The sequence below is a fragment of the Pseudomonas aylmerensis genome (assembly GCF_001702265.1).
In the GTDB taxonomy this organism is placed as follows: domain Bacteria; phylum Pseudomonadota; class Gammaproteobacteria; order Pseudomonadales; family Pseudomonadaceae; genus Aquipseudomonas; species Aquipseudomonas aylmerensis.
This window is the reverse complement of the sequence record NZ_MAUE01000016.1, coordinates 124,295-137,354: the sequence shown is the minus strand read 5'-3', so window position 1 is coordinate 137,354 and position 13,060 is coordinate 124,295. Positions and strand designations below refer to the sequence as shown.

Below are 13,060 nucleotides of genomic sequence, written 5' to 3'. Positions count from 1 at the left end.
GCGGGGCAAGAATAAAAAGTCCAAGGTTTGGACGACATAAGACGATTCTTATAAACCCTGGAGCAGGCGGGAGAGCTGCGTTCTAGAGCGGTCAGGGGCGGGGGCGGGGCGAAGCCATTGCCTTGAATGGCTTGCTGGAGGGGCAGGTCAGTTGAAGATATTACGCGCCAGGCAATAAGCGAGCAGGTCCTGGTCGCTGCTCACTTCAAGTTTGCGCATGGCCGATATCTTTTGCGCACTGATGGTCTTGGAACTTCGATTCTGGCTGCGCGCGATATCACTCACGCTCATGCCCGAGATAAACAAACGCAGGATCTCGAACTCCTTGGGCGACAGGCTGGTGAAGCGCTCGTCGAAGTCCGTGAGGGTCTCGATCACTGATGTCTTCGGCGGTTCCAGGCTGCGATAGGCGCTCTTCTGGGCAATCGCCTTGAGCGCCAGTTGGATCTCGGTGTGCAACTGGCTTTTCTGGATGATGCCGACCACGCCCAACTCCTGCAGGCGGGTGAGAATCAGCTGGTTGGAAATCATCGTCAGGATCAGGATCTGCACCTGCGGGAAATGCCGCTTGAGGTACTCCACCAGTTTCAGGCCATCGCCGTAGGGCGAGTCGCCCGGCATGTTGTAGTCGGTGATCACAATGTCGACGCCCTGGCGCTGCAACAGCGCGATCAGCCCGGCTGAACACACGGCCTCGCCGACCACTTGGAAGCGGGTGTCGCGCTCCACCAGCTCGCGAACGCCCAGCAATACGATCGGGTGATCGTCCGCGATTACCACGTTGAATTTTTTCATAAAGGGCCGTCCGTAGTGCCAGTTCAGGTGAGTGAAGGGTGCCCGGGCCGAAGCGTGTCCAGGACGGCCGACAGGCGCTGCATCACCGCCTTCACCTTGAGCGCAAGGGCAGTGTCGAGGCTGCCGCGGTTAAGTTGGTCTTCCAGTTCGATACAGGCCTGGGCCAGGTCGAGGGCCTGCACGGCGCCCAATGCGCCGGCGGCCGAATGCAGCAGTTGGCCGAGGGCACGCGCATCGCGGCGTTCGAGCGCCGCGCCGATGCGTTGCAGGTCCTGCTCTACGCTGCTGATGAACAACGGGCGCATGGTGTCCGACAACTGCACGCTGTCGTCGCAGGGCACGAGGTCGGGCTCGACCGGCGGCTTGACCTTGCACAGTCTGATCAACTGGCCGCGCAGGGTCTGCAGGCTCAACGGCTTGACGATCCAGGCGTTCATGCCCACCGCCAGGCAGCGCACGCCTTCCTCGCGCATCGCGTTGGCGGTCACGCCGATAATCGGCAACTGCGGATCATGCTCGCGCAGGGCGCGGGCGAGTTCATAGCCATTCATCAACGGCATATTCACGTCGGTGAGCACCAGGTCGAAGGCCTGCGGCAGCCACAGCTGCAACGCCTGCTCGCCGTTGGCCGCCAGGGTCACCAAGCAACCGAGCGCCTCCAGCTGTTCCTTGATGATCGCCTGGTTGACCGGGTTGTCCTCGGCCACCAGGATGCGCAGCCCCAGTTGCCCGGCACTGTGCGGCCGGGCCGCCGGCGGTTGTTCGTGCTTGCCGTGCTGCGCCAGCGACACGGTGGCAGCGATGGCGCGCACGTCGTGCAAGTCGACGACCCAGCCCTGCTCGGTGTGCAGAGGCGGGCTGTGAGCGCCCGGCAGGCAGCGCACGCGTTGGCCGGCCCAGGGTTGGGCGGGGTCGCCGGGCAGCAGGTCGACCAGCACTGCATGGCGGCTGTCCTGCTCCTGGGTGGTCGCCGCCAGCGCCGCCGCGATGCCCAGGCGATTGAGCCAGTCACTCATCGACTGCGCCAGCTCGCGCACCGGCGCCTGCACATACACCGGCGTCGGGCTGGGCTCGATCAACGGCAGCTGGGTCAGCGCACCGCCACACAGTGGCAGGCGCAATTTCAGGGTAAAGCTGCTGCCCAGGCCCGGCTCGCTGACTACGCGGATCTCACCGTCCATCATCTGCGCCAGCCACCGGCAAATCGGCAGCCCCAGCCCGGCCCCGCCTTCGCTGGCGGTGTCCGGTGCCTGGTAGAACAGATCGAACAGCTTGGCCTGCTGGGCCTCGGGGATACCGACGCCGGAGTCGGTGACCTGCCATTCCAGGTCGACGTTGCCGGCGTCGCGCGCCGTGACCCTGGCGCGAATCACCACGCGCCCGATGTCGGTGAACTTGATGGCGTTGCTCACCAGGTTGTTGAGAATCTGGCGAATACGCATCGGGTCGCCCATCACGCAATCGGGCAATTGCGCATCGATGCAACTGTAGAGCTGCAAGCCCTTGCGCTGGGCGGACGCGGCGTAGGTGTGCAGGGTGTCTTCGAGCATGTCCAGCGGGCAGAAATCCACGGCCTCTATCGCCATTTGCCCGGACTCGATTTTCGACACGTCCAGCACATCGCTGATCAGCTGGAACAGCGTGCCGGACGAACGCTGGATGGTGTGCAGGTAGGTTTGCTGGTGCGGGTCGAGGTCGGTCAGCCCGAGCAGTTCGAGGGTGCCGAGCACGCCATACAGCGGCGTGCGGATTTCATGGCTCATGGTCGCCAGGAATAATGTCTTGGCCTCGTTGGCGGCATCCGCGGCGCGGCGTGCATCTTCGAGTGCCTGGGCGTCGTCGATGTGGCGGGTGATGTCGTTGAAGGCGTAGAGGCGCACGTCTTCGGCCTGATAGCGGGTCGACACAAAGCCGATCTGCAGGTGCCGGCCTTCGATTTCCAGGTGCGTCTCGCCGCTCTCGGCGCTGTCATGCGTGCCGGCCATGGCGGCCACCAGGCGCGCGGTGCCGGGCCATTGCTGGGCGCGCTGGTTCTCGATGAGGACCTTGCCGTCGCTGCGCCGCACCACGCACAAGCCGGTGGGCGCGGTGTCGATGATCACCCGGCTGAAGGCCACGCTTTCGGCAATGCGCTCGTGGGCCAGGCGCGCCGGGTTGATCACCTGGCGCCGGTACCAGCGGCTGCCGCCCCAGCCCAGGGTCACCAGGCCGACGAAGAACAGCGCCAGGCTGCTCAGCGGCCACAGCGCGGAGTGGAAGAAGTGCGAGTAGTTCAGGCCATAGACCGCGCTCCACGGCTGGTCGCCTGGCTGGGTCATCTTGAATTCAAAGCCATCGGCATTGAAGTGCACGCCATCGCTGAGCTGCCCGACGTCCGGTCCTGCCAGCCGGGTGCCGTCGGGCGCGATCAGGGTCAAGCGATCAAAGGCCGAGCGGTCCAGCGCGCGCTGTACATCGTCGACCCGCGCGAGGTCGAGCAAGGTGCCGACCACCGCCTGTTCCTGGCCGTCCAGCGGCAGTCCGATATAGGCCAGCAAGTGCCCGGGCGCGGGGCCGGCCTGCCAATACACGCGGTTCTGCTCGAGCGGCTGCGGGGTGTTTTCCAGGGTTTGCTGCACGGCGTTGACCAGCGCCACGAGGTTGCCGGTTTCCTCGGTGTTCTCTCGACGCTGGTAGCCCACCGACGGCACCGTGATGGTGTAGTGGGTGTGGCGATTGAATAGAAAGGTTTGCGGCGCCTCGTACGGTGACGAAGACCAGAACGCGCTGTAGTAGCTGGTCAGGTGCGCGCCGAGGGCGAAAATCTGCGGCCGCGCGGCGGGGCCGACTTGCTGCTCATCGAACTTGACGCTGAAGGGCACCGAAAACGAGTACTTCTGGCCTTCGTACAGCGTGCGGTGGTTGTCGACCATGCGGCTTTTCAGGCTCACCTGCACGTTGGTCGCGCGCAACAGTTCGGCCTGGATGCCTGGGTGCGTCAGGCTCCTGAGGTACGACTCCTGCTCCGTCAGGTTTTCCATCAGCCGCGCGAAATGAAAGCGCGTCGCGCCGTAGCGGGTTTCGACCCCGCGTTGCAGCGACCAGTAGTTGGTCAGTATCAGCAACAACGCAATGCCAATCAGCACCATCAGGCCTTTGTTCAGGCGCAGGGAGCTGCGGGTGAAGGCTTCGAGTATCGCGTTGTTGTGCTTCATCAGGGGGTTCCGCAGGCGCAGGATAAATCGGCACTGGAGGGAGCTTACTCCTTATTAAAGAGCAAATAATCCAGGGCCGGCTGCTAGTGAGATGTCGCAGGGCCATCATTGTTCAGAAGTTGTTGAAATTGATCCGAAGACACCGCGTGGGAGATCAGGAAACCCTGCACCTGGTTGCAGTCGATCTTGCGCAGCAACGCCAGTTGCTGGGGCGTCTCCACGCCTTCGGCGACCACGGTCAGGCCGAGTTTGCGGCCCAGCGCAATGATGCTCGCCAAGGCCTGGGCAATGCCTTCGTTGTCATGGCTGCCCTGGACCAGCGCCTGGTCGATCTTGAGTTCGGTAAACGGCGTGGACACCAGGTTGAGGTATGAGCTGTAGCCCTTGCCGAAGTCATCCTGGGACAGGCCGAAGCCTTTGATCCGCAAGCGGCAGGCGCCAGCGTAGAAGTTGCTGATGTCCTGTGGCACCGAGCATTCCATCAACTCGAAGCAGATCATCCCCGGGATACCGTCGTGGTGCAGCACGAATTCCAGCAAACGGTCGGCCAGGTCGTGGCTGTTGAGCAGGTGGGTGGGCAGGTTGATCGACACCGGGATTTCATAGCCGCGCTGGCGCCACTGCTCCTGGGCGTAGATTGCCTGCTTGAGCACCAGCCACAACAGCCGTTCCTCCAGCTCGAAGGCCTTGATCGCCGGCAGGAACGCGGCGGGCAGCATCACGCCTTGCTCGGGGTGCATCCAGCGCACCAAGGCCTCGGCGGCGACGATACGCCCGTTGGCGAGGGATTTTTTCGGTTGGAACCAGGCCTGGAACTGGCCCGCACTCATGGCCTGCACCAGCGTGTGACGGTCGATGTCCAGGTGCTCGGGCAGTTCGGGGGAGGGCGTGCGTACCCGGTTGCGCAACTGGTCCACCAGGCTGCGCAAGGCGTCGGCGGCGACCGGTTTGGAGATCAGCCCGATCACCTCCACATCGAGGTTTTTCGCCACCAGGCTGGCCGCCATCAACATGCGCCGCGACGCCGCGCTCATGATCGCCAGCGCCGGCTTGCAGCGCAGGCTGGCCAGGCACTGGATAAACTGCACGCCGTCCATGCCGGGCATCAGCAGGTCGGTGAGTACCAGGTCGAAATCGCGCTGGCGCAGCCGCTCCAGCGCTTCTTTGCCGTCCTCGGCGGTTTCGAGCCTGAAATCCCCCAACTCACTGAGCAGGTGCTGCAGGTAGATGTGCTGCAGGGGGTGGTCCTCGACTATCAGAATACTAAGGGGCTTCATGGGTGTTCCGTGCATAAGGCGCCAGGGAGTTGAATAGAGCCCGCAACGCAAAGGGTTTGACCAGGCAATGGTTCATGCCGGCGGCCAGGCACAGGTCGGCCTCGCCGCGCATGGCGTTGGCGGTGGCCCCGATGATCGGCAACGGGCAGCCCTGGCGACGTAATTCGCGCGCCAGTTCATAACCGTTGATGTGGGGCATGTTCACGTCCGTCAACACCACATCGAAGTTGCCGGCGGTGTACAGCTGCAACGCTTCCTGGCCATCGGCCGCCAGCTCCACGGTGCAGCCGAGTTCTTCGAGTTGGTCGCGCAATATCAGCTGGTTGATGATGTTGTCCTCGGCCACCAGCAGATGCAGGTTGAGTTTGCTCAAGTCACGCTGGCGTATTTGCTCGTCGCTACGGGCCACCCACAGCCCTTGCGCCTGACTGACGGCCTGGTGAATCGCTGCCAGGTGATTGAGGTTGACGTGCCACGCGCCGGCGTCGGCTTCCAGGGCGGTGCAGGCGTTGCTGCTCACGTGGATCACCGGGCCCGGCCACTCGGGCGCCAGCGACGGGTCGATGCTGCCCGGATGCACTTGCAGCAGCAGATGACTGTCCGCCAGCGTCGGCAGGCCGGTCTGCGCCCTGGCGCCCCAGCGCCGCAGCCAGCCGCTGATGGAGTGCGCCAGCTCGGGGATCGGCGCGACCACGTAGATGGTCTCGGCCAGCAGCGGGGTCATCGGCGGGGTGGGCGCTTCTTCCAGCGGCAGGATCAGGCTGAAACTGCTGCCCAGGCCCATTTCGCTGACCATGCGGATATTGCCGTTCATCAACTCCGTGAGGCGCTGGCAGATGGGCAGCCCCAGGCCCGTGCCGGCGACGACGTTGGTGTTGCCTTCGCTCTGGTAGAACGGTTCGAAAATCATCGCCTGGTCTTCCTGGGCGATGCCTTTGCCGGTGTCCGACACCTGCCACAGCAGGCTCGAGCGCTCGCCGTCGCGCCCCAGCACTTTAACCCGCAACACCACGCGCCCGTAGTCGGTGAACTTCACCGCGTTGTTGAGCAGGTTGTTGAGAATCTGGCGGATGCGCGTCACGTCACCGATCAGCCGTTCCGGCAACTTCGGGTCGAAGCAGGCATACAGTTGCAGGCCCTTGCCCTGCGCGGCTGCGGCGTAGCCCTGGATGATTTCGTGCACCAGCTCCAGCGGCGAAAACTCACTCAACTCCAGGGCCAGTTGCCCGGCCTCGATCTTCGACACATCGAGCACGTCGCAGATCAACTGCAGCAAGGTCGAGGACGACCCTTCGATGGCGTGCAGGTAGTCCTTCTGCTGGGCGTCCAGTTGCGTGCGCGCCAGCAGTTCGAGGGTGCCGAGCACGCCATACAGTGGCGTGCGGATTTCATGGCTCATGGTCGCCAGGAACAGGGTCTTGGCAGCGTTGGCGGCATCGGCTGACTGGCGGGCTTCCTCCAGCGCCGCCTCGACCTGCTTGCGCGCACTGATATCGCTGAATGCACAAAACAACACGTCTTCGCCGCGATAACGGGTGGGGGCGCTGCTCAGGTACAGGTGGCGGCCGTCGATGGTTTCAAAGTAATCGCAGTGTTCGTGGGCGTCATCGGCAAACGCCTGCTCGATCCAGCCAGCGCGCAATGCCTCACGCTCCGGGCCATGGCCCAGCCATTGCTGGGCCAGGGTGTTTTCCAGCACCACCTGGCCGTCGGTGCGGCGCAGCACGCAGAGGGCGACGGGCGCGGTCTGGATCACATCGCGGCCGAACGCCTCGCTTTCGATCAGCGCCTGGATACGGTGGATCGAGGGGATGATGAAACGCTGGTCGACACGGCGCATCACCAACCAGATCAGCGTCACGCTGAGCAGGCAGAACAGCAGCGAACCGAGCAGCTGCTTCCACAGCCCGGAGACCACGGCGTGCAGGTCGATGGAGTACATCAGTTGCCAGTCCGAAGACTTCAGGTGCTTGCGAATCACCAGGTGATCGGGCAGCCAGCCGTTGCCGACAAAGCCGAAAAAGCTCTCTTCCTGGGGCTTGAGGCGTTGCTGGCTCCACTGCGCATCGTCGCTGTTGGTGAACACCAGCATGCCCTGGGAATTGAGCATCATGAACTCGCCGGCACTCTGGTCGCTGAGGGTCTGGGACACCTCGCGGCTTTCCATCTCCAGGCCCAGCCAGCCGGAGCGCGGGTCGCGTTCATCCAGGCGGATGAACAGATAGAGGTGCGAGTGGTGCTCGGTCTTGTCGCTGAGCCACAGCTCTTTGAGCGTCGACGGGTCGCTGCGTTGCAAGGCCTTGAGGCGATTGAGCAGGCACTTGGAAATCGGCAGCACTTGCGCGGTCGAGTCGTACAGGCGCGTCACCTGCGGCTCGGGGCCGGTGTTCACATAGAGCAGGTTGACCTGCTTGGCCTTGAGGTAGTCGCGCATCCGCGCGGTCAGCCAGATGCTCCACTGGTTGCCCGGCGTGTCACCCAGTTGCAGGTGTTGTTCTTCTTCGGAGGAGGGGTAGAGCCGCGCCTGCTTGCGCACTGCCGAGAGGCTGAGGCTTTCGAGCAAGGCCTCGCGGTTGGTGAAAAAAGTGTGGGCTTCGGCGATGGCGCTGCTCATGTAGCCGCGGCGCTGGGAGATGTCGTTGTTGAAAGTCGACAGCAGAAAGGTATACACCCCGCTGAAGATGCCGATAAGCAGCACGGTCGCAAAAATACGCAGCAGCCTTCTGGCTGCTTCGGGTCGGGAGAGGACGGGGTTGATCTGCAGCAGGTAACTTTTCAATCGCATCGGCGCACTGTAGAGACCCGCGTGCGCCAAGGGCATAAGACGATCCTTAAAATTCGCCTACTTGTAATACATATCTACCACCACGGCGGCGTCGAAGGCGCCGGGGAGCGGCAGGGTGCGCCATTTCAGGTCGGCGCGAAATTCATCGTGGCTCTGGCCCAGGCCCATCAGTTCCTGCAGGGTGAACCACGCGTTGAACGGCAGTTGCTGCTGGCTCTCGGCGCGCGACAACGAAATGCCCACCGAATTGTTGTTGTCCGGCACCAGCAAGCCGTTGCTCACGCTGCCGCCGCCCGCCGTGGTCGCGAAGCGCGCACTGACGGTGTAGGGCGTGTCGCAGCCCTTGCGCAGGTTCAGGCTGAAGTTGGCGCTGCTGGCGACTTCGCCGATCGAGGCTTTGCGCGACGGTGTCGGGAAGTTGACCACGCTGGGGGTGATGGTCAGCTCGGGCGTGCAGGGCACGAAGCGGATGCCGTTCATGCCGGTGACCACATAGTTGAAGTTGCTGTTGGGCCGCGAGTTGAGACCGCGTACGCCGTCCAGCTGGAACACCCGGTAAGAGGTCAGGGTACTGGCCTGGCCACTCGGTGGGGTAGGGTCGTATTTTTCGATGAACACGCTGAAGTTGAGGGTGAAGCGCGCCTTGTCCCAGCCCACGCAGTTGCCCAGGTTGCAGCCACGGTCGGAATAGAACCCGGTGCCGACTTTGCCGCTGCTTTGGGTAATCGGCTGGTTGTTGTAACGAATGCCCACGCGGATACCGGTGCCGATGCTCACGTTGGCCGGGTTGACGTAGAAATACACTTCCTCGCGGCCATGGTTGTAGTCGTCCTTGCAGATCACATTGGTCGAGCGCGGGCCGGATTCCCAGATGATGCTGCCGTTGGGGGCATCGGCAGCCACCGCCAGCGCGGTGCCCAGCGCCTCCTCGGTGATGATCGAGTTGGTGCCGTCCTCGCGGCAGGCCAGCGCATGGCTGGTGGCGGGCAACACGGCACAGGCCCACAGCAGCAGGGGCAGGAAACGTTTGGTCGGTGACATAGGTGCAAGTACCCCGCGATCGGTCATTTGAGCAGTGCGCTACGGCGCGCCTGCAGGCCGATATCGTTGATTTCGGTGAAGTGGAGGGTGGTGCCGGCGGCCAGCGGGCTCGGCGTGTCCAGGGTTTTGCGCTCGTGGGGCTTGAGCAACAGGTAGTCGCTGAGCGCCTGGCTGTCGGTCTGCACGTCCACCAGCGACAGGTGAAATGCGCTGGGATTGCTGACCGTCACGCTGCCCCCGTCGTTGCGGCTCCAGACCAACTGCTGCACCGCCTCGCTTGATCCCCCCTTGAGCGCGGGCGGGCGATACAACAGCTTGAGCCGTTGGCGGATTGCGAACTGCACGCTGTTGGAGTCCTGCGGCTTGAGCGGAATTTCCATGACGTTGAGCCAGAGCAGCGACTCGCGATCGGTCGGCAAGCCCTCGCCGGCATACAGGATGCGCAGCCGGTGGTGCTCGCCGGCGCCCAGTTGTACCAGCGGCTCGGTGGCGGCGAACGGCACGGTGCGCCCGCTTGCATCGTCCTCGCCGGTGATCCAGGTCTGCACCACTACTTCACGCGGCGCCTGGTTGACCACGCCGAGGGTGGCTTCCCTGTCCTGGCCGAAATAGATCAGGCGCGTGCCCTCGATCTTCAACGCCGCATTGACGGGACGTGATGCGAGGGCCAGCAAGGCGCAGGCTAAAAACACCATTCTGAGTAGAAACATGAGCACGGGCGAATCCAGGGGAGCGTGAGGGACGCGGCCCATGGTAGGGGCAGGGCAGTGCGAGGGCTTTGAGGCGATTCTTAAAAGTGCGTGGGTGGAGCGGCTACCGTTTCAGAATCGCCTTAAAGTCAGGTTTGCTGGCTGACGGTTAACGTATTCAGCGTTGAATGATCGACGCGGATGCCCAACTGTCAGGTTTACCTATGTCCAATAAAGCGTTACGCCTTCTGATTGCCGATGCAGACCTGCTGCAACGGATCAAGATCGAGAAAATGCTCAACCAGCTGGGCTATTACCGCATCGCCCCGCTGAGCACGTTCGACGAGCTGCAGGCCTTGACGCGCTCGGGCACGGTGGCGTTCGACCTGTTGATCATCAACACGGCGCTGGTGTGCGCGCGGCCATTCAACCTGCTGAAGTACTGCCATGACAACCCGCTGATCCGCCACGCGCTGATCTATGACGGGCAATGCGTGCAGGGGTCGGTGGTGTCGGTGTCGGTGAGCCAGACGTTGCATTTGTCGCTGTCGCAGTCGCCGGACTTCAACTCGTTGCGCCGCTGCATGGAAATTATCGACCCGCAGCATTGCGCGCCAGCCGTCGAGCGGCCGATGTTGCGCGCCGTCGACGGTCGGCTGCTGTCGCCCACGATGACCCCGCGCGCTCACTATCCGCAGGATTCGGCGGTGGTGGCGTGCGCGGTCGGGCTGTCGCCCAAGCGCTGATCAACCCGCCAGGCTCAGGCGGATCGGCACCGATTTGGCCGCCGGCACCTTGCTGCGTTCGGCATGGTGCCAGAGCGGCACCAGCGGGTTGCATTCAGGGTAATACGCCGCGGCGCAGCCTTCGGGAATGTCATAGGCGACGATCTCCAGCGGCCCCACCTGGCGCTTGACCTCCGGCTCTATGGCGGTAGTCAGCATCACGCCCTGGCCATTCTCGAAGCCCAGCCGCGCGATATCGTTGCGGTGCATGAAAATCACCTCGCGCGTGCCGCTGATACCGCGAAAGCGATCCTCGTAGCCATAAATGGTGGTGTTGAATTGATCGTTGCTGCGCAGCGTCATCAACTGCAGCACATCGCGTGGCAGCACCTCGGGATTGACGTCGTCATCTTCGTTGAGGGTGCTGGGCAGCACGAATTGTGCCTTGCCGCTGTGGGTCAGCCACTCACGCCGGGCGACCGCGATGGGGCGGTGGAAACCACCCGGTTCGGCCATGCGGGTTTCCATGTCGTGGAAGATCTGCGGGTAGATTGCGCCAATGGCGGTGCGCACCTGCGAGTAGTCGGCGCTCCAGCCTTGCCAGTCAATCTTGCTACCGGCCGGCAAGGTCGCCAGGGCCAGGCCGGCGACGATGCTGGCCTCGGCTCGCACCTGCGGGCCGACCGGTTCCGCGCTGCCGCGCCAGCCGTGGATGCAACCGGTGCTGTCCTCGGTGGCCCAGGTCTGGGCGACGCCGTTCTGCCGGTCGATCTCGATGCGCCCCAGGCACGGCAGCAGCCATTGGTGGGCTGCAGGCAACAAGTGCGTGCGGTTGAGCTTGGTCGCGATCTGCACGTTGAGTTGCAGCGTCTGCCAGGCCGGTTCCATGCGCGAGGTATCCGGGATCGCGCGCAGGAAGTTGCCGCCCAGCCCGATAAAACCGCGCACGCGCCCGGCGAGGATGCCTTCGCAGGCGTCAACGGTGCACAGGCCCATCTGCTCGGGCACCTTGAAGCCGAAGTGCTGTTCGATCAATTCGACCGGGACTTTCTTCGGGTCTTCGGTAATGCCGACGGTGCGTTGGCCTTGCACGTTGGAGTGGCCACGCACCGGGCAAATCCCGGCGCCCGGCTTGCCGAAGTTGCCGCGCATCAGCAACAGGTTCACCAGCATCTGCACGTTCTGCACCCCGTGGCGATGCTGGGTGAGGCCCATGCCATAGATCATCATCACCCGCTCGCTGCGCGCATACACCTGCGCGGCCGCCTCCAGGGCGCTGCGGCTCAGGCCGGACTGGCACTCGACAGTCTGCCATTGGCAAGCCCGTACCAGCGCCGCGAAGGCCTCAAAACCCTGGGTGTGCTGGGCAATAAAGGTGTGATCGAGCACCGCCGCGCGCCCCTCGCGCTGCGCCTGGTCGTCCATCTCCAGCAGCACCTTGGCCAAGCCGAGCAGGGCGGCGCTATCGCCGCCAATCGCTACCTGGTGGTATTGCGTGCTGATCACGGTGGATTCCGGCGTGAGCATTTCTATCGGCGACTGCGGATTGACGAAGCGCTCCAGCCCGCGCTCACGCAGCGGGTTGAAGGTGATGATCGGCACGTCGCGTTTGCGCGCATCCTGCAGTTGATGAAGCATGCGTGGGGCGTTGCTGCCGACGTTCTGGCCAAAGAAAAACAGGCAGTCGGTGTGTTCGAAATCTTCCAGGGTCACGCTGCCGACCGGTACGCCGATGCTTTCCTGCAGCCCCACCGAGGTGCTCTCGTGGCACATGTTCGAACTGTCGGGCAGGTTGTTGGTGCCGTAGGCCCGGGCGAACAGTTGGTACATGAACGAGGTTTCCAGCGACGCGCGCCCGGAGGCGTAGAACACCACGCTGTCGGGTTGCATCGTCTGCAACTGCGCGCCGATCTCGCGGTATGCCTGCTCCCAGGTAGTCTCCTGGTAGCGGTCGGTGGCCGGATCGTAGCGCAGCGGGTGGGTCAGCCGCCCGTGTTGCTCCAGGTCGTAATCCGACCATTGGCGCAGTTCGCTGAGGGTGTGCTCGGCGAAGAACGCCGGCGAGGTCTTCAGCGAGGTCAACTCCCAGGCCGTGGCCTTCGCGCCGTTCTCGCAAAACTCCAGTGCGTGCGGCTTGCCCGGCTTGGCCCAGGCACAGCTGACACAGGCAAAGCCGTCCGGCTTGTTCTGTTTCATCAGCGCGCGCGGGCCCTTGGCGAAAGCCTGCTCGCGCCACAGGATTTTCATTACCGACTGCGCCGAGCCCCAGCCGCCGCTCGCATGGGTGTAGGGGTGAAAGTGGGCTTTTGGATAGATCAGCATGGCGGCACCCGGGTGCTATCAGGAGGAATAAGGCTGTGACGAATGCGCGCTGCAAAAGGTTCGAGCTGATCTCCGGACGGTAGGCGGCCACCGCTCGTCCGACGTCATGCCGATTTGTTGAACATCCATTTGATTGCCCCGGACCTATGAATCACCACGCCTGGATTTTTTTCGGCGTGCCTGACTATTAGAAAAAAGCCTGCCGTGAACCCTATGCCGAGCGGAGAGATAC

8 protein-coding genes are annotated in these 13,060 nt (G+C 63.5%); 1 reads left to right on the top strand and 7 read right to left on the bottom strand.

The features are described 5' to 3' along the window. Positions 1-147 precede the first annotated feature (147 nt). The 6 genes from BBG20_RS13295 to BBG20_RS13270 all read right to left on the bottom strand — a co-directional run bounded on the left by BBG20_RS13295 (position 148) and on the right by BBG20_RS13270 (position 9,802). A complete protein-coding gene (locus BBG20_RS13295; protein WP_065904208.1) occupies positions 148-795 on the bottom strand; it encodes a response regulator in 648 nt (215 codons plus the stop codon). Between the two features lie 23 nt (positions 796-818). After that, on the bottom strand, positions 819-3,989 hold the full coding sequence (locus BBG20_RS13290; protein ID WP_065904205.1) for a hybrid sensor histidine kinase/response regulator: 3,171 nt from the start codon (positions 3,987-3,989) through the stop codon (positions 819-821). Positions 3,990-4,072: 83 nt separating this feature from the next. Beyond that, positions 4,073-5,266 (bottom strand): EAL domain-containing response regulator, encoded by a 1,194-nt coding sequence (locus BBG20_RS13285; protein ID WP_065904201.1) that lies wholly within the window; start codon positions 5,264-5,266, stop codon positions 4,073-4,075. Further along, positions 5,253-8,051, bottom strand: coding sequence for an ATP-binding protein (locus BBG20_RS13280; RefSeq protein WP_065904280.1), 2,799 nt, complete (start codon positions 8,049-8,051; stop codon positions 5,253-5,255). Before BBG20_RS13280 ends, BBG20_RS13285 begins: the two co-directional genes overlap by 14 nt. Positions 8,052-8,108: 57 nt before the next feature. Next, complete coding sequence (locus BBG20_RS13275; RefSeq protein WP_065904199.1) at positions 8,109-9,092, bottom strand: fimbrial protein; 984 nt, start codon at positions 9,090-9,092, stop codon at positions 8,109-8,111. Positions 9,093-9,115: 23 nt separating this feature from the next. Beyond that, positions 9,116-9,802 (bottom strand): fimbrial biogenesis chaperone, encoded by a 687-nt coding sequence (locus BBG20_RS13270; RefSeq protein WP_226939946.1) that lies wholly within the window; start codon positions 9,800-9,802, stop codon positions 9,116-9,118. Positions 9,803-10,005: 203 nt separating this feature from the next. Between BBG20_RS13270 and BBG20_RS13265 the strand changes: the two genes are divergently transcribed. Continuing rightward, the gene (locus BBG20_RS13265; RefSeq protein WP_065904195.1) at positions 10,006-10,527 is read left to right on the top strand and encodes an ANTAR domain-containing protein; all 522 of its coding nucleotides are present in this window, start codon (positions 10,006-10,008) and stop codon (positions 10,525-10,527) included. On the opposite strand, the gene BBG20_RS13260 is transcribed toward BBG20_RS13265, so the two are convergent. Next, positions 10,528-12,828 carry an FdhF/YdeP family oxidoreductase gene (locus tag BBG20_RS13260; RefSeq protein ID WP_065904193.1) on the bottom strand — a complete coding sequence of 767 codons (2,301 nt, stop codon included), beginning with the start codon at positions 12,826-12,828 and terminating at the stop codon, positions 10,528-10,530. Between the last annotated feature and the right edge of the window lie 232 nt (positions 12,829-13,060).